Genomic DNA, 19,122 nt, shown 5'->3' with positions numbered 1-19,122 from the left:
AGCGGCGGTTCCGGCCGCGACTGGTAGTGCCCGGGAATGCGCGAGTGGTGACTGCCAATGGGTGGCCGATGCGGCTAGTGTTTCGTCATGGAACGGCGAATTTTCGGCCTCGAGACCGAGTACGGAGTCACGTGTACTTATCGGGGGCAGCGGCGGCTGTCGCCGGACGAGGTGGCCCGCTACCTGTTCCGCCGAGTGGTGTCCTGGGGGCGCAGCAGCAACGTTTTCCTACGCAACGGCGCCCGTCTCTACCTCGATGTCGGTTCCCATCCTGAGTATGCGACCCCCGAGTGCGACTCCGTCACCGACCTGGTCGCGCACGACCGGGCCGGCGAGCGGATTCTGGAGGGTCTCCTGGTCGACGCCGAGAAACGGCTGCACGACGAGGGGATCGCGGGGGAGATCTACCTGTTCAAGAACAACACCGACTCGGCCGGCAACTCGTACGGCTGCCACGAAAACTACCTGGTCTCCCGCCACGGTGAGTTCGGCCGGCTCGCCGACGTGCTCATCCCGTTCCTGGTCACCCGGCAGCTGATCTGCGGGGCCGGCAAGGTGCTGCAGACGCCGCGCGGCGCGGTTTTCTGCCTGTCCCAGCGCGCCGAGCACATCTGGGAGGGCGTCTCCAGCGCCACCACCCGGTCCCGGCCGATCATCAACACCCGGGACGAGCCGCACGCGGACGCCGAGCGCTACCGCCGGCTGCACGTGATCGTCGGCGACTCGAACATGAACGAGGTCACCACCCTGCTCAAGGTGGGCAGCGCCGACATCGTGCTGCGGATGATCGAGGCGGGCGTGGTGATGCGCGACCTCTCGCTGGAAAACCCGATCCGGGCGATCCGCGAGGTCAGCCACGACGTCACCGGCCGCCGCAAGATCCGCCTGGCGAACAACAAGGAGGTCTCGGCCCTCGAGATCCAGCAGGAGTACCTGGCGAAGGCGACCGAGTTCGTGGAGCGGCGCGGCGGCGACCAGACCGCCAAGCGGGTCGTCGAGCTGTGGGGCCGGGTCCTGAACGCGATCGAGAGCGGCGACCTCGACCCGGTGTCCCGCGAGATCGACTGGGTGTCGAAGTACAAGGTGATCGAGCGCTACCAGGCAAAGCACGAGATCCCGATGTCCCACCCGCGGATCGCCCAGCTCGATCTGGCCTACCACGACGTGCGCCGCGGCCGCGGGCTGTACGCGATCATGGAGAAGCGCAAGCAGGTCGACCGGATCGCCAACGACCTGGAGATCTTCGAGGCCAAGGAGACGCCGCCGCAGACCACCCGGGCCCGGCTGCGCGGCGAGTTCATCAAGCACGCGCAGGAGAAACGGCGCGACTTCACCGTCGACTGGGTGCATCTCAAGCTCAACGACCAGGCGCAGCGCACGGTCCTGTGCAAGGACCCCTTCCGCGCGTACGACGAAAGGGTCGAACGTCTGATCGCCAGTATGTGAAACAGCGGCGCTACGCTGGTCGGGTCATGAACATCGAGCCCGACCAGCGCGAGCGCACCGCCGAGGACGTCCTCTGGGGGCGGGCGCAGCGCAAACGCGACCGCATCCGGGCCGAGATCGCGCGCAACCGCGCGGGCGGGCACAAGATCCCCACCTGGGTGCTGGCGGCGATCCTCGGCCTTGTTCTACTCGGCTGGCTCGTGCTGATCGTGCGAGGTTGAAAATCCTCTAGATCAGCGAGGCCGCGTGCCGGCCGGCGGCCGCAGCGGTCAGGAAGTAGGCGTGGTCCTGGTCGAGGCCGCGTCCCATCGTGGAGAGCCCGACCGGGCTGGCCCGCAGCGCCTCGTCCAGGCCGTCGGTCCGGACGCGGACCAGGCGGTGCCTCGCCGCCAGCGGCGCGAGCGCCGCGTCGATCTCGGCGGCCAGGCGGGGCTCGAGGCCGTCCGGCACCGGCAGGTCCGCGGGCAGCAGGGCCACCTTCCCGTACGCGGTGAGCGAGTGGTGCGACACTCCCCGGTGGCGGGGGCGGCCGTCGCCGTCCGACACCCGCAGCGAGCCGACCGGCCGGCCGCCGAGGGTCGCGATCGCGTTCACCGCCTCGCCCAGCGCCACCCCGGAGAACCCCCAGGCGGTGCCGGTGCCGAGGTTGCCCGGCCCCTGCGCGACGACGGTGATGTCGGCAGCCAGCACGTGCCGGGCGGCGAGCAGTCCGGTGTGCACGGTGCTCGCCTCGAGGTCGCCGCCGAAGGCCTGGCCGGTCGTGATTGTGCCGGCCAGGTGGTCGCGCAGCCCGTCCAGGGTGCGGGAGAACCACGCCGGAAGCGCCCCGCCGTCGGTCATCACGTACGCAATCGTGGCTTGTGGCTTGTCTGCCTTGATGCCCGCGAGCACGGCGGGCAGCGCGGAGTGCAGATCGGCCGTCACCACCGGCATGCCGTCCAGCGAGTCGGCGGCCGCCATGACCGCGCGGTGCGGGGAGGCCTCCTCGTCGACGCCGAGCCGGATCGCCTGCAGCGGCGTGTACCGGGCCTTGACCAGATGGCCGGCCTCGCGGGTGGCGCCGTCCGCGGAGGGATCCGGGGGCAGCCGGTCAGGGATCGCCACGACCAGCGCGTAGCCGCCGGTGCCCAGGCCCATGACCAGGGCGCCGACGTTGAGCAGGACCCGGTCGTGCTCCTGCGGATCGCCGACCAGCTCGGGGTAGGCGAGCGCGCGCAGCACGCCGTCGGCGGTCTCGACGTCCAGTTCGACCGCGCCTCGCCACCTGCGGCGAATTGCCCGGACCGTCCCCGACCGCCAGCGCACCATGACCGGCGAATCTACTCGACGCCGCCCTCCAGGTGATGGCGACCGGCCGTGCCGCGGGTCGGGTCGAGGAACACGTAGTGGATCATCGGGAACCGCGCCCGCAGCCGGCGCTCGGCCTCGTCGCAGGCCGCCTCGATCTCCCCGCCGGGCACCTCGTCCTCGAAGTCGACCTTGGCGGCGACCAGGATGTCGCCCGGTCCCAGCTGCATGGTCAGCAGGGTCGGCACCGCCACCACGATCGGGATGCCGGCGATGTCGGCGGCGATCTGCTGGTGGATGCGGCGCGGCACCGCCCGGCCGACCAGCAGCGACACGTTGCTGCGGGCCAGGATCGCGGCGACCGCGAACAGCAGCAGGCCGATCGCGATCGAGCTCAGCCCGTCCCAGACCTCGTCGCCGGTCAGCTGGGTGAGCCCGAGGCCCAGCGCGGCCAGGACCAGGCCGACCAGCGCCGCCGAGTCCTCGAAGTAGACCGCCTTCACCGTGGTGTCGGGGGTCAGCCGCAGGAACCGCGACCGGGTCACGCCCCAGCGCCGGGACTCGCCGGCCACCTGGCGCTGGGCGCGCCGGAACGAGGTGCCCTCGGCGACGAACGAGATCGCCAGCACCACGTACGACCAGCGGAAGTCGCCGGTCTTCTCGTCCGACAGGATCGCCGTGACGCCGTGGTAGATGGAGAAGCCGGCGCCGCCGACGAAGGTGAACAGCGCCGCGATGAACGCCCAGACGAAGCTCTCCTTGCCGTGCCCGAACGGGTGCTGGTCGTCGGCCGGCTGCCGCCCGCGCACCAGCGCCACGTACAGGAAGACCTCGGTGATCGTGTCGGCGAACGAGTGGGCCGCCTCGGACAGCATCGCGGACGACCCGGAGACCAGGCCCGCGACCAGCTTGGCGACCGCGATCGCGAGGTTGGCGGCGCCGGCCAGCAGCACCGTGCCGATGCTGTCGGTGCCGTCCTGCTCGCCGTCCCCGGGGACCGGCAACGGCTCGGCGGCCTCCAGACCGACCGGGCCCTCCTCCGCTGTCACGGGGATCATCCTTCCCCCGCCGGTTACGAAATAACAGTGCGGGCCGGTTGGCTGCTAGCGTTGCCTGCTGTGTCGCGGACCCGCACCGAGCGCCTGGTCAATCTAGTGATCTGCCTGCTGTCCACGCGACGGTTCCTCACCGCCGCGCAGATCGCCGCGACCGTCCCCGGCTACGAGCACGACCCCGAGGACCCCCGCGACCACGAGGCCTTCCAGCGCAAGTTCGAGCGGGACAAGGCCGAGCTGCGCGAGCTGGGTGTCCCGCTCGAGACCGGCACCGCCAGCGTCTTCGACCAGGAGCCCGGCTACCGCATCGCGCACCGCGAGTACGCCCTGCCGGACATCATCCTGGAGCCGGACGAGGCCGCCGCGGTCGGCATCGCGGCCCGCCTCTGGCAGCACGCCGGGCTCGCCGCGGCCGCCTCCTCCGGGCTGGCCAAGCTGCGCGCGGCCGGCGTCGAGGTCGACCCGCAGGCCACCCTCGGGGTCGAGCCGGTGGTCACCGTCGACCCGGCGTTCGGCCCGCTGACCAGCGCGGCCCGCGATCGGCGCGCGGTCACCTTCAGCTACCGGGTGCCCGAGGTGGACGAGCCGGCCACCCGCCGGCTCGAGCCGTGGGGCGTGGTCTGCTGGCGGGGCCGGTGGTACGTGGTCGGCCACGACCGGGACCGGGCCGCCACCCGCTGCTTCCGGCTCTCCCGGATCGTCGGCAGCGTGCGCCCGGTCGGCCGGGCCGGCGCGTTCGTCCCGCCCGGGAAGGTCGACCTGATCAGTCACGTGGCCGGCTTCGACGGCCCGATCCAGCGCACCGGGCGGGCCATCGTCGTGGCCCGGCACGGCCGCGCGGCGGGCCTGCGGCGCTGGGCGGTCTCGACCCAGCCGGGCCCGGACGGCGACACGCTGACCCTGCCGTACGGGGATGCCGAGCGGCTCGGCGCGACCCTCGCCGGGTACGGTCCGGACGTGTACGTCGAGGGGCCGCCGGAGGTGCGGGACGCGGTGATCCAGCACCTCAAGGAGGTCATGGCCCGCCACGACGGCGTGGTGGCCGCATGACCGCCCGCACTGGTCGGCGCCCGGCCGCACCGGCGGACGGGGTGGATAGCGCATGACCGGACCTCGGACCTCGGTCGACCGGCTCGGCCGGCTGCTCAACCTGGTGCCGTACCTGCTGGCCCGCCCCGGGATCCTGATCTCCGAGGCGGCCGCCGACCTGGACGTCAGCGAGCGGCAGCTGCGGGAGGACCTGGAGCTGCTCTGGGTGTGCGGGCTGCCCGGGTACGGCCCGGGCGACCTGATCGACATGGCGCTCGACGGCGACCGGGTGACGATCAGCCACGACGCCGGCATCGACCGGCCGCTGCGTCTCACCCAGGACGAGGCGCTCGCCCTGGTGGTGGCGCTGCGGATGCTGGCCGAGACGCCCGGCACCGGCAGCCGGGACGTGATCGAGCGGGCCCTCGCGAAGATCGAGAATGCGGCCGGCGATCTCGCCGACGCGCCCGTCGCGGTCAAGCTGCCGGCCAACGCCGAGAAGCTCGACAAGATCAGGGCGGCGGTCGAGGGCGGCAACGCGCTGCGGATGACCTACTACACGGCGGCCCGGGACGAGACCACCGAGCGGGTGGTCGACCCGATGCGGGTGCTGATGGTGGCCGGCCGGGCGTACCTGGAGGCCTGGTGCCGGCGTGCCGAGGCGACCAGGATGTTCCGGGTCGACCGGATCGACGCGTTCACCGAGCTGGACGAGCCGTCCGCGCCGCCGCCGGAGGCCGCGCCGCAGGACGTCAGCGAGGGCGTCTTCCGGCCCACCGCCGACCTGCCGCTGATGACCTTGCGGATCGGCCGGCACAGCCGATGGATCACCGAGTACTACCCGGTCGAGGAGGTCCGGCCGTCCTCCTCGGGCTTCCCCGGGGCATGGATCGTGACGATGCGGATCACCGACCTCGGCTGGGCCCAGCGGCTGCTGATGGGCCTCGGCCCGGACGTCACCGTGATCGGCCCGCCCGAGCTGCTCGAACGGCTCCGGGAGCAGGCGACGGCGGCGCTCGACCAGTACAGCTCGCCGGCCCGGTAGGGTGGGCCCGTGCTGCTCTGGATCTGGATCGCCGTCGTGGTGATCGGCCTGGTCGTCCTGACCGCTTCGACGGTGCCGTTGCTCGGCCGGCTCGGCGAGCTCCGGCGCGCCGCGGCGAAGCTGCAGCGCCGCCGGCAGGAGGCGACGAAGCTCCAGGCGAAGGTCCAGGTGCTCCAGGAAACCGTCCTTGAAGTGCAGCAACGCGCCGAGACGACGCAGTCCCGGCTGGCCGGCATCACCAACCGTCAATAATCTTTACAATTCGGGTGGGCGGCGGTAGCGTGCGGCGTTCCTTCCCCGTTGTCCAAGACTTCGGGGCGGGAGCAGAATCCGCAGGGGTCCGTGGGCTACTTCACCGGATTTGCCACGTACGATGGACCCCGCACACCTGATCCGACCGACTGGAGTTTCCCCATGGGTGCCCTCAAGCCATGGCACATCGCCATCTTCGTGGTCGTCCTCGTGCTGTTGTTCGGCGCGAAGCGACTTCCGGACGCCGCCCGGTCGCTCGGCCGGTCGCTGCGCATCATCAAGGCGGAGACCAAGGGTCTGATCGACGAGAACAACGACGTCGCGGAGAAGGCCGAGCCGCAGTACGGCCGCCAGCCCCTCCAGGGCGAGGTGCAGGGCCAGGGCTACCAGCAGCCGCAGGGCTACCAGCCGCCGCCGGCCCAGCCGCAGCAGCAGTACCAGCAGCCGCCGGCGCAGCCCTTCGTCGACCCGGTGCAGCGCACCAACGACCGCTGATCGCCGGTCATGGCGCTGACCCTTCGCCGTCGAGGGCGCCCCACCAAGTTCCAGATGGCCTCCGACGGCTCGATGACGCTCATCGATCACATCCGTGAGCTTCGGAACCGCCTGTTCATCGCCTCGCTGGGCCTGCTGGTCGGCATCATCGTCGGGTTCGTCCTGTCCGACCCGGTCTTCCACCTGCTCAGGGAGCCATACTGCAATCTGCCGTCGTCGATAACCATCGTCAATGGCAAGGAGCACTGCGACTTCATCCAGCTCGGTGTCGGCGACGGCCTGATCCTCCGGCTCAAGATCGCGCTGTGGGTGGGCGTGATCGTCGGCGCGCCGATCTGGCTCTACCAGCTGTGGGCGTTCATCGCGCCCGGCCTGCACCGCCACGAGCGCAAGTGGGCGTACGTCTTCGTCTCGATCGCCGCGCCGCTGTTCGCCACCGGCGCCGTGCTCGCTTACGAGGTGGTCGGCCACAGCCTGTCGTTCATCATGTCGGCAGGTGTGCTGGGCGAGCCGACCAAGCTCGAGGTCGGCAGCTATCTGAACTTCGTGACCAGCATGCTGGTGCTGTTCGGCGGGGCGTTCGAGTTCCCGCTGATCCTGCTGATGCTGAACTTCGCCGGCGTGGTCACGGCCCGGCGGCTGCTCGGCTGGTGGCGGCCCGTGGTCTTCCTGAGCTTCGCGTTCGCCGCGATCGCCACCCCCGACCCCGGTCCGTTCGGCATGACCCTGCTGGCCACCTGCATGGTTCTGCTGTACCTGATCGCGGTCGGCATCAGCTTCATCAACGACAAGCGCCGGGGCCGCGGCCGGGAGATCTACGCCGACATCGACGACGACCAGATCTCGCCGCTCGAGGACGACCGTGTCCCGGTCGGCGCCGCCGACCCGATCGCGGCGCCCAGCCCGGTCGACGGGCCGACACCGGTGCAGAGACCGCTGCCGCTCGAGGGTCGTTTCGACGACATGACGTAGTAAGGTCGCCCGCCATGACGAGCGGTGACATCGCGGTGCTGGCCAACCCCCGCGCGGGGCGCGGCCGGCACCGCGGTCTGCTTTCCGGGGTCGTGCAGCGGCTGGAGTCGGCCGGGCATCCCGTGCGGCTGCTGGCGGCGACCGGCGCCGAGGAGGCGGAGAAGGCCTGCCACCGCGCGGTCGCCGAGGGCTGCGCGGCGCTGGTGGCGGCCGGCGGGGACGGGACGGTGCATCTCGCGCTGCAGGCCGCCGCCGAGCGGCCGGTCGGGTTCGGGGTGGTGCCGATGGGCACCGGCAACGACTTCGCGGCCGGCGTCGGGGTGTCGCTCGACCCCCTCGCCGCCGCCTCGGGCATCGCCGCGGCGCTGGCCGGCGCCGGGCCGGTCCCGATCGATCTGGCCCGGGCGGTCGGCACCGACGAGGAGGCGCGCTGGTTCGGGGCGGTGCTGGCGGCCGGGTTCGACGCGATCGTGAACGAGCGGGCCAACCGGATGCGCTGGCCGCGCGGGCCCCGGCGCTACGACCTGGCCATCTTCCTGGAGATGGTGCGGGTGCGGCCGCGCCTCTACGCCCTCGAGATCGACGGAGTGGACCTCGGCTTCGAGGGCACGCTGGTCGCGGTCGGCAACTGCCCCAGCTACGGCGGCGGGCTGCGGATCGTGCCGGCCGCCGACCCCGCCGACGGGCTGCTCGACGTGCTGACGGCGCTGCCGCTGAGCCGGTCCGCGATGACCCGGCTCAAGCCCCGGCTGCGGCGGGGCACCCACGTGACGGATCGACGGGTCCGGACATTCCGGGCGAAGCAGGTGCGGCTGCACTCGGACGGGATCGTCGCCTACGCGGACGGCGAACGGATCGGGCCCCTGCCGCTGGAGATCACCTGCGTGCCGGGGGCGCTCCGCCTGCTGCGTTAGCTTTGCGTCGGTAGCGGTTCGGTTGCTCCGGTGGCCTGCCGGTCAGATTGTTCGGGGGCGGCCGATCGTGAGGGTATGCCGATCAACTCGCTTCGTCAGTTCTCCGGCGCCGCCTCCACCGCCTACACCACCGCCCGCTCGACGTTCAAGGCGATGGCCGAGGCCGCGGTGCCGCCACCCGAAACGGCCGCCGCCACCGCTGAGGGGCTCGCGCCCGTCGCGCCGGTGCGACCGTCCGGGGATGCCCTGCGAGGGGCCGAGCGCACGCTCCTGGAGAAGCGCCGGGCGGGCGCTCGCAAGGGCGTCAGCCTCGACTCGTACGCGTAAGGCGGGCGCGGGCTTTCCGCGTACCCGCAAGGGTTGCTCTCAGGCCGGGCAACCGGCCAGGGTGAGCGCCGCGGTCAGCCCGTTGGGCCGGCCCGGTTCGGAGGCCGGCAGCACCAGGGCCGCCAGGCCCGCCTGCACCGCCCCCGCATCGGCGGGGGTGTCGCCCACCATCAGCGTCCGCTCCGGGTCGGCGCCCAGCATGCCGCAGGCGCGCAGGAAGATCGCCGGATCGGGCTTGGTGCGGCCCAGCTCGAAGCTCAGCGCGAACGCGTCGACCATCCGGTCCAGGCCCCAGGCCGCGAAGTGCGGGCGGATGTCGAAGCCGATGTTGCTGACCACCGCCACCTTGATGCCGGCCTCGTGCAGCGTGCGCAGGGTGGCCTCGGTGTCCGCGTAGGGCAGCCAGCCCTCCGGGCCCAGCAGCCGGTCGTAGAGGGCGTCGGCGAGGCCCTCCACGCTGGTCGCCACGGTCGCGGCCAGGCCTGTGTAGGCCGCGCGATGGCTGTCCGCATACAGATCACGGCCGGCCCAGTGCTCCGCCAGCTGGGGCGGCACCCGGGCCGGCAGCGGCCCCCCGGGCCGCCCCGCCATCACCAGCCGGTCGGCCAGCATCGTGGCCTTGGCCCGGTCGAGCTCGTGGCCGCAGGCCACCGCGGCCGCCTGCACCCACTGGATCGGATCCTCCACCTGGGCCAGCGTGCCGTGGAAATCGAACAACACGGCGTCGACCTGACGGGACGGCCGATGGGGAGGGTGATCGGTCGATTCCACGGCTTCCGGCACGGGTGCACCTTACCCACCCGGTCCGACAGTTCGAGACGCAACCGGCCGCGCTGCAACTTGTCACACGCTCGCATTAGCCTTGTGGTCATGACGAGTCCCGCCGAACGATATGCGGAATCGAAGCGGCGGGCGGCCCGGCAGGCCGAGTTCCCGGCGCTCGACGACTTCATGCTCGATGTCGGCTTCGACCTGGACGATTTCCAGCGGTCGGCCTGCGAGTCCCTCGAACGGGGCAGCGGCGTGCTGGTGTGCGCGCCGACCGGCGCCGGTAAGACGGTGGTCGGCGAGTTCGCCGTGCACCTCGCGCTGCGGGCCGGCGAGCGCAAGTGCTTCTACACCACCCCGATCAAGGCGCTGTCCAACCAGAAGTATCACGACCTCGTCGAGCGGTACGGCCCCGACAAGGTCGGCCTGCTCACCGGCGACAACGCGATCAACGGGGACGCCCCGGTGGTGGTGATGACCACCGAGGTGCTGCGCAACATGCTCTATTCCGGCTCGGCCTCGCTCAAGGGGCTGGCCTATGTGGTGATGGACGAGGTGCACTACCTGGCCGACCGGTTCCGCGGCGCGGTCTGGGAGGAGGTGATCATCCACCTCCCGGCGTCGGTGACCCTGGTCTCGCTGTCCGCGACGGTCAGCAATTACGAGGAGTTCGCCGACTGGCTGGTCACCGTGCGCGGCGAGACCCAGGTGGTGGTCAGCGAGCACCGGCCGGTCCCGCTCTGGCAGCACATGCTGGTCGGCCGCCGCATGTTCGACCTGTTCCACGACGCCGACGCGGCCCGCAAGCACGACGTGCACCCCGAGCTGCTGCGCTACACCCGCGAGATGGAGCGCCGGCTCGACCTCACCGACCGGTCCTACGGGCCCGGCAACCGCGGCCGGTCCCGGCGCTGGCAGCCGCCGCCGCGCGCCGAGGTGGTCGACCGGCTCGAGCGGGCCGGGCTGCTGCCGGCGATCCTGTTCATCTTCAGCCGGGCCGGCTGCGATGCGGCCGTCCAGCAGTGCCTCGCGGCCGGCCTGCGGCTCACCGACGCCGACGAGCGCGCCGAGATCCGCCGGATCGCCGACGCCCGGGTGGCCGGCATCCCGCGGGAAGACCTCTCCGTCCTCGGCTACTGGGAGTGGCTCGACGGCCTCGAGCGGGGCATCGCCGCGCACCACGCCGGCATGCTGCCCGCCTTCAAGGAGGCGGTCGAGGAGTGCTTCGTCCGCGGCCTGGTCAAGGCGGTCTTCGCCACCGAGACCCTGGCCCTGGGGATCAACATGCCGGCCCGCTGCGTGGTCCTCGAGCGGCTGGTCAAGTTCAACGGCGAGGCCCACGTCGACCTGACCCCGGGGGAGTACACGCAGCTCACCGGCCGGGCCGGGCGCCGCGGCATCGACGTCGAGGGCCACGCGGTGGTGCTGTGGAGCCCCGAGGTCGACCCGCGGCACGTGGCCGGGCTCGCGTCCACCCGCACCTACCCGCTGCGGTCGTCCTTCCGCCCGTCGTACAACATGGCGGTCAACCTGGTCGGCACCGTCGGCGCCGCGCAGGCCCGCGACCTGCTCGAGTCCTCGTTCGCCCAGTTCCAGGCGGACCGCTCGGTGGTCGGGCTGGCCCGCCAGGTGCAGCGCAACATCGACACCATGCAGGCGTACGGCGAGGACGCCGCCTGCCACCACGGCGACTTCGACGAGTACTTCGCGATCCGGGTCGCCATCGCCGACCGGGAGAAGGCGCTCGCCCGGCAGGGCGCCTCGGCGCGGCGGGCCGCGGCGGTGTCCTCGCTCGAGCGGCTGCGGGCCGGCGACGTGATCCGGGTGCCGCAGGGCCGGCGGGCCGGGCTCGCGGTCGTGCTGGAGGCGCCGGCCGGCGGGTTCGGCGAGCCGCGGCCGCTGGTGCTGACCCAGGACCGCTGGGCGGGGCGGGTCAGTCCCGCCGACTTCCCGGGGGAGGTGGAGGTGCTGCAGCGGATCCGCGTACCCAAGCACTTCAACCACCGCAGCCCGGCGGCCCGCCGCGACCTCGCCGCCCAGGTCTCCGCCACCGGTCTCGACCGGCACGGCGGTGGCCGGCGCGGCCGGCGGGCCGGCGCGCCGACCGGGGAGGACGCCGAGATCGCGCTGCTCAAGGTGCAGATGCGGCAGCATCCCTGCCACGCCTGTCCCGATCGGGAAGAGCACGCCCGCTGGGCCGAGCGGCGGCACCGGCTGCAGCGCGACACCGACGCCCTGCGGGACCGGGTGGCCGGCCGCACCGGGTCCCTCGCCCGGACCTTCGACCAGGTGTGCGCGGTGCTCGGCGAGCGCGGCTACCTGTCGCCCGAGGGCGAGGTGACCGACGCGGGCCGGATGCTCGGGCGGATCTGGTCCGAGGCCGACCTGCTGGTCGCCGAGTGCCTGCGGCAGGGCGTGTGGGAGGGGCTGGCCCCCGACGAGCTGGCCGCCACGGTGTCGATGGTGCTGTACGAGTCGCGCCGCGAGGGCGACGACCGGGCCTCGGTGCCGAAGGGGCCGATCACCGCGGCCGTGGACGCCTGCACGAAGCTGTGGGGCGAGATCGCGGCCGCCGAGGCCGACCACGGGCTGGCTCTGACCCGCGAGCCCGACCCGGGCTTCGTCTGGCCGATGTACCGGTGGGCGCGGGGCGAGCCGCTCGCCCGGGTGCTGGCCAGCGGGCACAACTACGACGCCGACATGCCGGCCGGCGACTTCGTGCGCTGGGCGCGGCAGGTGCTCGACCTGCTCGGCCAGGTCAAGGACGCGGGCGCCGCCTCGGAGGGGATCCGGGCGGTGGCGCGCAAGGCGATCACGGCGGTCAACCGGGGAGTGCTGGCCTACCAGGGTGAGCTGTAGGAGGTCCTGGTGCATACTCCTTACCCATGAGTAGCCGGGTATGGGGTACGCCGCAGTTCGTGCTGCGTGCGGCGATCGTGGTGTGCGGGGTTGTCGGGCTGCTGATCGGGGATCACCGGATCGTCTACTTCACGGCGCAGAGCAACCTGCTGGTGCTCGCGTACTTCGTGGGGGCGCTCTACTGGATGACCAAGCGGGCGACCGTGGAGCCGCCGGCGCCCCGGTGGCGCGGGGCGATCACGCTCTGGATCCTGATCACCTGCCTGATCTCGCATTTCCTGCTCAACCACGGCGAGAACCCGCTGCCGGGCCTCGCGGCGTCCGGCGCCGGGGTGGCGGTGGCGAACTGGTCGCTGTTCCTGGTGCACTACGTGGTGCCGGTGCTCGCGCTGATCGACTGGGTCGCGTTCGGCCCGCACCGGGTCGTCCGGTGGCGGGATGTTCCGCTCTGGATCGCCTACCCGCTCGGCTACGGGGTGCTGATCGAGGTGCGGGGCGCGCTGTTCCCGGCCGTGCCGACCAAGTACCCGTACTTCTTCCTGGACCCGGCCGGGCACGGATACGGCTGGGTCGGTGGGCAGTTCGTGCAGCTGGGGATCATTTTCGGCCTGCTGGGAGCAGCCGTGGTCGGCCTCGACCGTCTCGGAGCGGCGGCCGGACGGCGGCGCCGGGCGGTCGCTCCGGTCGCTCCGGTCGCTGAGAGCCTGCCCGAGCCGCGGCAGGCCGAGTCGTCCCTCGGCTGAGACCGAAAGAACCCTCGGTTGAGACCGAAAGAACCCTCGGCTGAGACCGAAAGAACCGGTGACGGCGGTTGCCGTCACCGGTTCCTCGGAGTGCGCGGTCAGACGCCGATGCGGCCGAACCGGACCTCCTTGGGACTCCAGATCTTCGCGAGGCGGATCCGGTCGCCCGGCTTGGGCGCGTGCCAGACCCGGCCGGCGCCGGCGTAGACCGCCACGTGGTAGGCGTGCTTCCCGGACACCCAGAAGACCAGGTCACCGGCGCGCGCCGCGCCGCTGCTGATCCGGCGGGCGGTGCGGTACTGCTGGTCGGCCGTGCGGGGCAGATGGATGTTGACAGCCCGGTAGGCGTAGCTGGACAGGCCGGAGCAGTCGAACGCCACCGGGCCCTGGGCGCCGCGGCGATACGGCTTGCCGTGCTGGGCGCCGGCCGCCGCGACGATGCGTGCGCCGCGTACCCGGGCGATCCGGATGGCGGCGGCCCGCACCGCGGCGGCGCGGGCGGCCGGGGAAGAGGCGACGGCGCCGGCCTGGTGCGTGGCGGCCGGGGCGGCGGTGGCCGCGTGGGCGGGGGTCGGGGCGGCGGTGGCCGCGTGGGCGGGGGTCGGGGCCTCCATCAGGCCGAGTATGGACATCAGGACGACAAACGCCCAGGTGAGAACGTTTTTGGGCAGCGCGGAGCGCACGTGGTGGGACACGACGATTCCTGATCCCTCAACCGCCTGCGAGGTTAGCTGTCGGGTTGGGCCTGAAGGCAGCCCGTCGCGTGTGCGACCTCACCCCAAAGCCGGCGTCGGAGCCGGACCGGAATGGTTCCCCCGCTCCCGCCCACTGAAGCTTCCTTGTCGGAGACATGGACCGCGCGCGGTGGGCGGGACTCGGCGTCCGCGGGCGGTGTGGCGGCCGGCCCGCTGTGACAGCCGGGGGGCAGCACCAGACCCCATCGGGGCCGGCTCGCGGGGCCATAGCGATTGCGGGTCTTGCTACCCGACGGCTACCCGTGAATCGGGGCGTCCAGCCCGGTCAGGGGCAGACCGGACCCGCCCCAGGCCAGCGAGATGATTTCGGCCGCAATCGCTACGGCGGTCTCCTCGGGCGTGCGGGCGCCGAGATCCAGGCCGATCGGTGCGGACAAACGTGACAGCGCCGCTTCGGACACCCCGGCCTCGCGCAGGCGGCGCATCCGGTCGGCATGGGTGCGGCGGCTGCCCATCACGCCGATGTAGCGGGCGGGAGTGCGCAACGCGACCTCGAGGAGCGGCACGTCGAACTTCGGGTCATGGGTGAGCACACAGAGCACGGTGCGCTCATCGACCGGCGTGGACTCCAGGTAGAGATGAGGCCATTGGACCACCAACTCGTCAGCGGACGGGAAACGCTTGCGGGTGGCGAACACCGGACGGGCGTCGCAGACGGTGACGTGGTAGCCGAGGAAGCTGCCGATCCGGGCCACCGCGCCGGCGAAGTCGATCGCGCCGAAGACGATCATCCGAGGTGGTGTGAGGTACGTCTGGACGAACACCTCGACATCGGCCATCCGCTGCTCGCCGTGCTCGCCGAGGTGGACCGTGCCGGTGGCGCCGGACGACAGCATACCGGCGGCGACCTGCTCGGCCGCCCGGTCGAGTCCGGCGTCGCCGAGCGAGCCGGCCACCCGGGACGGCCAGATGACGAGCTGGTTGTCGCCGAGCGAGACGGTCGCGACCGGGTGGCCGGCCCGGATCGCCGCGAGAACGTCGTCCAGGTCGGTCAGGGCCACCGAGGGCTGAATCATGACCTCGATCGTGCCGCCGCACGTGAGTCCCACTTCGAACGCGTCGCCGTCGCTCACGCCGTACGTCTGCTGCTGGGCCTTTTCGGTCTGGATGACCTCCTCGGCGGCGGCGTAGACGGCGCCCTCGACGCAGCCGCCGGAGACGCTGCCGAGGACCTCGCCGCGCTCGTTGACGGCCATCGCCGAGCCGGGCCGGCGGGGGGCCGAGTTCCAGGTGCGCACGACCGTCGCCACGGCGAAGGCGATGCCCTCGGCGCGCCAGGCGGCCAACCCGTCCACGATGTCCCGCACGGCCATACCTTCCGCGATCAAGAATGGCTCGTCAACGGCCAGTTAAGGCATCCCTTAGGTACCTGTTGACTTGGATCACGAGCCGCGCGAGATTCCTTCAGATTCTTGGAGGTGCAGCGTGCAGGTGCCGGCGCCGTTCGAGTACGAACGTGCCACCAGTGTGGACCAGGCCATCGGGCTGCTGGAACGTCTGGGCAGCTCGGCGCGGCTCGTGGCGGGCGGGCACAGCCTGCTGCCGATGATGAAGCTGCGGCTGGCGAACTTCGAATATCTTATCGACATCAACCCGTTGCACGATCAACTCGGCTACGTCCGGGTGGGCGGCGACGAGGTGCGGATCGGCGCGCTGACCCGGCATCGGGAGCTGCTGGAGTCGGACGAGCTGGCGGCCGCGTTCCCGATCTTCCGGGACGCCGAGCGGGTGATCGCCGATCCGGTCGTGCGCAACCGCGGGACGCTGGGCGGTTCGCTCTGCCAGGCCGACCCGTCGGAGGACCTGTCGGCGGTGTGCGCCACGCTGGACGCGCACTGCGTGATCCGCGGGCCGCGCCTCGAGCGGGTCGTCTCGATGGCGGAGTTCCACGTCGGGCCGTACGAGACGGCCGTCGGCGACGACGAGATGCTGATCGAGATCCGCGTTCCTCGCCGTCCCGGCTCCGGAAGCGCCTACGAGAAGGTCGAGCGGCGCGCCGGGGACTGGGCAGTGGTGTCCGCGGGCGCGGCTGTCTGGCTGAGCGAGGACGGAACGATCGCGGACGCTCGCGTCGGCCTGGCCGCGGTGGGTCCGAACACCACCGGAATCCCCGAGATCTCGGACGCACTCCGGGGGCAGGTGCCGGACGAACACCTCTACGAGCGGGCCGGGGAGATCGCGGCACGCAGCTGCGACCCGGTCACCGATCAGCGCGGCAGCGAGGAGTACAAGCGGCACCTCGCGGACGAGCTGACCCGCAGGACGTTGCGCACGGCTGTCGAGCGGGCGAGGAGCTGAACCGATGCAGGTCACGATGACCGTCAACGACGTCGAGGTCACCCGGGAGATCGAGGGGCGCCTGCTGCTCGTGCACTTCCTGCGGGACGAGCTCGGCCTGACCGGCACCCACTGGGGCTGCGACACCAGCAACTGCGGCACCTGCGTGGTCTGGCTGGACGGTGAGCCGGTCAAGTCGTGCACCGTGCTCGCCGCGATGGCCGGGGGCCACGAGGTGCGCACGGTCGAGGGCTTGGCGACCAACGGCGAGCTGGACCCGATCCAAGAGGGCTTCATGCAGTGCCACGGCCTGCAGTGCGGGTTCTGCACGCCGGGGATGATGATGACCTGCCGGGCGCTGCTCGACCGGAACCCCGACCCGACCGACGCGGAGATCCGGGAGGCCATCTCCGGCCAGATCTGCCGCTGCACCGGGTATTCGACGATCGTTCGCTCGGTTCGCTGGGCATCCGTGCACGAAGCGTCGAAAGAGGTCACGGCATGACCACGGTGCAGGATCCGAAGTTCACCGACTTCCACGACAACGACCAGAAACCGGTCGGCTTCGGCCGGATGTTGCGCAAGGAGGACCCGCGCTTCATCCGGGGCCGCGGGCGGTACACCGACGACATCCAGCTCCCCGGCATGCTGCACCTGGCGATTCTGCGCTCGCCGTTCGCGCACGCCCGCATCGTCAGCGTCGACACCAGCGCGGCCGAGGCGTCACCCGGGGTCAAACTCGTCGTGACCGGAGCGATGCTGGCCGAAAAGGGTCTGGCGTGGATGCCGACCCTCTCCAACGACGTCCAGGCCGTCCTGGCGACCGACAAGGTGCGCTTCCAGGGGCAGGAAGTGGCGTTCGTGGTCGCCGACGACCGGTACCACGCCCGGGACGCGCTGGAACTGATCGAGGTCGACTACGAGGTGCTCGAACCGCTGGTCGACGCCCGGCGCGCGCTCGATCCGGACGCGCCGCTGATCCGGGACGACCTGCAGGGCAAGGAGAACAACCACATCTTCGACTGGGAGACCGGCGACGAGGCGGCGACCGAGGCGGTGTTCGCCGCGGCCGACGTCGTGGTCCAGGAGGACATCGTCTACCCGCGGGTGCACCCGGCGCCGATGGAGACGTGCGGCGCGGTCGCCGACTTCGACGCGGTCGAGGGCAAGCTCAAGCTCTGGTCGACCACGCAGGCGCCGCACGCGCACCGGACCCTCTACGCGATCGTCGCCGGCATCCCCGAGCACAAGATCCAGGTGATCTCGCCGGACATCGGCGGCGGCTTCGGCAACAAGGTGCCGATCTATCCCGGGTACGTGTGCGCGATCGTCGGATCGATCCTGACCGGCAAGCCGGTCAAGTGGATGGAGGATCGGTCGGAGAACCTCATCTCGACCGGATTCGCCCGCGACTACATCATGCGCGGCGAGATCGCGGCCACCCGGGACGGCAAGATCCTGGCGATCCGCACCAACGTGCTCGCCGACCACGGCGCGTTCAACGGCACGGCCGCGCCGGTCAAATACCCGGCCGGCTTCTTCGGCGTGTTCACCGGCAGCTACGACCTGCAGGCCGCGTACTGCAAGATGACCGCGGTCTACACCAACAAGGCACCGGGCGGCGTCGCGTACGCCTGCTCGTTCCGGATCACCGAGGCGGTGTACCTGGTCGAGCGGATCGTCGACTGCCTCGCCGACGAGCTGGACATGGACCCGGCCGAGCTCCGGATCAAGAACTTCATCCAACCCGACCAGTTCCCGTACGAGACGAAGACCGGCTGGGTGTACGACTCGGGCAACTACGAGCCCACCATGCGCCTGGCCATGGACATGGCCGGGTACGCCGAGCTGCGCAAGGAGCAGGAGGAGAAGCGGGCCCGGGGCGAGCTGATGGGCATCGGCATCGCGTTCTTCACCGAGGCGGTCGGCGCCGGTCCGCGCAAGCACATGGACATCCTCGGCCTCGGCATGGCCGACGGCTGCGAGCTGCGGGTGCATCCGACCGGCAAGGCCGTGGTGCGGCTGTCGGTGCAGTCCCAGGGCCAGGGGCACGAGACCACGTTCGCGCAGATCGTCGCGGAGGAGATCGGCATCCCGCCGGCCGACATCGAGGTCGTGCACGGCGACACCGATCAGACGCCGTTCGGGCTCGGCACCTACGGCAGCCGATCGACCCCGGTCTCCGGCGCGGCGGCCGCGCTGGTCGCCCGGAAGGTGCGGGACAAGGCGCAGCTGATCGCGTCGGCCATGCTCGAGGTGTCGGTCGCCGACCTGGAATGGGTGAAGGGAGCGTTCCAGGTCAAGGGCGATCCCGGCAAGTCGGTGACCATTCAGGACATCGCGTTCCGGGCGCACGGCGCGGGCGACCTGCCGGACGGCGTCGAGGGCGGTCTCGAGGCGCAGATCTGCTACAACCCGTCCAACCTCACGTACCCGCACGGCGCGTACATCTGCGTGGTCGACATCGACCCGGGCACGGCGCAGGTGAAGGTGCGGCGCTTCATCGCGGTCGACGACTGCGGCACCCGGATCAATCCGATGATCATCGAGGGCCAGGTGCACGGCGGTCTCACCGACGGCGTCGGCATGGCGCTGATGGAGATGATCGCGTTCGACGAGGACGGCAACTGCCTCGGCGCGTCGCTGATGGACTACCTGATCCCGACCTCGCTCGAGGTGCCCGACTGGGAGACCGGCTTCACGGTCACGCCGTCGCCGCACCACCCGATCGGGGCCAAGGGCGTGGGCGAGTCGGCCACCGTCGGCTCGCCGCCGGCCATCGTGAACGCGGTCGTCGACGCGCTCAAGCCGTTCGGGATCCGGCACGCCGACATGCCGCTCACCCCGTCCCGGGTCTGGGACGCGATGCGCGGCCGGGCCACGCCCCCGATCTAGGAC

At 71.6% G+C, this 19,122-nt stretch carries 19 protein-coding genes and 1 riboswitch; of the genes, 14 read left to right on the top strand and 5 right to left on the bottom strand.

Translation table 11 applies throughout. The features are described from left to right. The first annotated feature begins 87 nt into the window (after nucleotides 1–87). Nucleotides 88–1,446 carry a Pup--protein ligase gene (gene pafA, locus ODJ79_RS22610; RefSeq protein WP_263025533.1) on the top strand — a complete coding sequence of 453 codons (1,359 nt, stop codon included), beginning with the start codon at nucleotides 88–90 and terminating at the stop codon, nucleotides 1,444–1,446. A gap of 26 nt (nucleotides 1,447–1,472) precedes the next feature. Then, nucleotides 1,473–1,667 (top strand): hypothetical protein, encoded by a 195-nt coding sequence (locus tag ODJ79_RS22605; protein WP_263025532.1) that lies wholly within the window; start codon nucleotides 1,473–1,475, stop codon nucleotides 1,665–1,667. A 7-nt stretch (nucleotides 1,668–1,674) separates the two neighbouring features. On the opposite strand, the gene ODJ79_RS22600 is transcribed toward ODJ79_RS22605, so the two are convergent. Continuing rightward, on the bottom strand, nucleotides 1,675–2,754 hold the full coding sequence (locus ODJ79_RS22600; protein WP_263025531.1) for a DUF3866 family protein: 1,080 nt from the start codon (nucleotides 2,752–2,754) through the stop codon (nucleotides 1,675–1,677). Between the two features lie 11 nt (nucleotides 2,755–2,765). Beyond that, complete coding sequence (locus ODJ79_RS22595) at nucleotides 2,766–3,791, bottom strand: cation diffusion facilitator family transporter (protein ID WP_263025530.1); 1,026 nt, start codon at nucleotides 3,789–3,791, stop codon at nucleotides 2,766–2,768. 60 nt (nucleotides 3,792–3,851) lie between these two features. Here ODJ79_RS22595 and ODJ79_RS22590 point away from each other — a divergent pair, with 60 nt between their 5' ends. The 7 genes from ODJ79_RS22590 (at nucleotide 3,852) to ODJ79_RS22560 (ending at nucleotide 8,822) form a co-directional block, all read left to right on the top strand. After that, nucleotides 3,852–4,838 carry a helix-turn-helix transcriptional regulator gene (locus ODJ79_RS22590; RefSeq protein WP_263025529.1) on the top strand — a complete coding sequence of 329 codons (987 nt, stop codon included), beginning with the start codon at nucleotides 3,852–3,854 and terminating at the stop codon, nucleotides 4,836–4,838. A gap of 52 nt (nucleotides 4,839–4,890) precedes the next feature. Further along, the gene (locus tag ODJ79_RS22585; protein ID WP_263025528.1) at nucleotides 4,891–5,862 is read left to right on the top strand and encodes a helix-turn-helix transcriptional regulator; all 972 of its coding nucleotides are present in this window, start codon (nucleotides 4,891–4,893) and stop codon (nucleotides 5,860–5,862) included. A gap of 9 nt (nucleotides 5,863–5,871) precedes the next feature. Then, nucleotides 5,872–6,114, top strand: coding sequence for a hypothetical protein (locus tag ODJ79_RS22580; RefSeq protein ID WP_263025527.1), 243 nt, complete (start codon nucleotides 5,872–5,874; stop codon nucleotides 6,112–6,114). 162 nt (nucleotides 6,115–6,276) lie between these two features. Beyond that, nucleotides 6,277–6,609, top strand: a complete 333-nt coding sequence (gene tatA, locus ODJ79_RS22575) for a Sec-independent protein translocase subunit TatA (protein WP_263025526.1) — start codon at nucleotides 6,277–6,279, stop codon at nucleotides 6,607–6,609. 9 nt (nucleotides 6,610–6,618) lie between these two features. Further along, nucleotides 6,619–7,581 (top strand): twin-arginine translocase subunit TatC, encoded by a 963-nt coding sequence (gene tatC, locus ODJ79_RS22570; RefSeq protein WP_263025525.1) that lies wholly within the window; start codon nucleotides 6,619–6,621, stop codon nucleotides 7,579–7,581. A 14-nt stretch (nucleotides 7,582–7,595) separates the two neighbouring features. Continuing rightward, nucleotides 7,596–8,495 (top strand): diacylglycerol/lipid kinase family protein, encoded by a 900-nt coding sequence (locus ODJ79_RS22565; RefSeq protein ID WP_263025524.1) that lies wholly within the window; start codon nucleotides 7,596–7,598, stop codon nucleotides 8,493–8,495. 75 nt (nucleotides 8,496–8,570) lie between these two features. Further along, complete coding sequence (locus ODJ79_RS22560; protein ID WP_263025523.1) at nucleotides 8,571–8,822, top strand: hypothetical protein; 252 nt, start codon at nucleotides 8,571–8,573, stop codon at nucleotides 8,820–8,822. 39 nt (nucleotides 8,823–8,861) lie between these two features. On the opposite strand, the gene ODJ79_RS22555 is transcribed toward ODJ79_RS22560, so the two are convergent. Beyond that, nucleotides 8,862–9,593 carry an HAD family hydrolase gene (locus tag ODJ79_RS22555; RefSeq protein WP_263025635.1) on the bottom strand — a complete coding sequence of 244 codons (732 nt, stop codon included), beginning with the start codon at nucleotides 9,591–9,593 and terminating at the stop codon, nucleotides 8,862–8,864. A gap of 99 nt (nucleotides 9,594–9,692) precedes the next feature. On the opposite strand from ODJ79_RS22555, the gene ODJ79_RS22550 reads away from it, so the two are divergent. Both ODJ79_RS22550 and ODJ79_RS22545 read left to right on the top strand, forming a co-directional pair. Continuing rightward, nucleotides 9,693–12,449: a DEAD/DEAH box helicase gene (locus ODJ79_RS22550; protein ID WP_263025522.1), complete on the top strand. Its 2,757-nt coding sequence runs from the start codon at nucleotides 9,693–9,695 to the stop codon at nucleotides 12,447–12,449. Between the two features lie 26 nt (nucleotides 12,450–12,475). Next, nucleotides 12,476–13,192, top strand: coding sequence for a Pr6Pr family membrane protein (locus tag ODJ79_RS22545; protein ID WP_263025521.1), 717 nt, complete (start codon nucleotides 12,476–12,478; stop codon nucleotides 13,190–13,192). Between the two features lie 98 nt (nucleotides 13,193–13,290). Here ODJ79_RS22545 and ODJ79_RS22540 read toward each other — a convergent pair whose 3' ends face one another. Both ODJ79_RS22540 and ODJ79_RS22535 read right to left on the bottom strand, forming a co-directional pair. Further along, the gene (locus tag ODJ79_RS22540; RefSeq protein ID WP_263025520.1) at nucleotides 13,291–13,806 is read right to left on the bottom strand and encodes a C40 family peptidase; all 516 of its coding nucleotides are present in this window, start codon (nucleotides 13,804–13,806) and stop codon (nucleotides 13,291–13,293) included. A gap of 87 nt (nucleotides 13,807–13,893) precedes the next feature. After that, a riboswitch (cyclic di-AMP (ydaO/yuaA leader) is annotated at nucleotides 13,894–14,053 on the bottom strand. A 130-nt stretch (nucleotides 14,054–14,183) separates the two neighbouring features. Then, a complete protein-coding gene (locus ODJ79_RS22535; protein ID WP_263025519.1) occupies nucleotides 14,184–15,254 on the bottom strand; it encodes an XdhC family protein in 1,071 nt (356 codons plus the stop codon). Nucleotides 15,255–15,372: 118 nt separating this feature from the next. On the opposite strand from ODJ79_RS22535, the gene ODJ79_RS22530 reads away from it, so the two are divergent. Genes ODJ79_RS22530 through ODJ79_RS22520 form a run of 3 tightly spaced genes read left to right on the top strand, consistent with a single transcriptional unit; the run spans nucleotide 15,373 to nucleotide 19,119 of the window. Further along, on the top strand, nucleotides 15,373–16,245 hold the full coding sequence (locus ODJ79_RS22530) for an FAD binding domain-containing protein (protein ID WP_263025518.1): 873 nt from the start codon (nucleotides 15,373–15,375) through the stop codon (nucleotides 16,243–16,245). Between the two features lie 4 nt (nucleotides 16,246–16,249). Beyond that, nucleotides 16,250–16,729 (top strand): (2Fe-2S)-binding protein, encoded by a 480-nt coding sequence (locus ODJ79_RS22525; RefSeq protein WP_263025517.1) that lies wholly within the window; start codon nucleotides 16,250–16,252, stop codon nucleotides 16,727–16,729. After that, nucleotides 16,726–19,119, top strand: coding sequence for an aerobic carbon-monoxide dehydrogenase large subunit (locus tag ODJ79_RS22520; RefSeq protein ID WP_263025516.1), 2,394 nt, complete (start codon nucleotides 16,726–16,728; stop codon nucleotides 19,117–19,119). The genes ODJ79_RS22525 and ODJ79_RS22520 overlap by 4 nt, the downstream gene beginning before the upstream one ends. Nucleotides 19,120–19,122: the final 3 nt, after the last annotated feature.

The organism is Actinoplanes sp. KI2 (assembly GCF_025630775.1).
GTDB lineage: Bacteria > Actinomycetota > Actinomycetes > Mycobacteriales > Micromonosporaceae > Actinoplanes.
The sequence above is the reverse complement of the archived record's forward strand: the minus strand, read 5'-3'. Positions and strand labels throughout refer to the sequence as shown.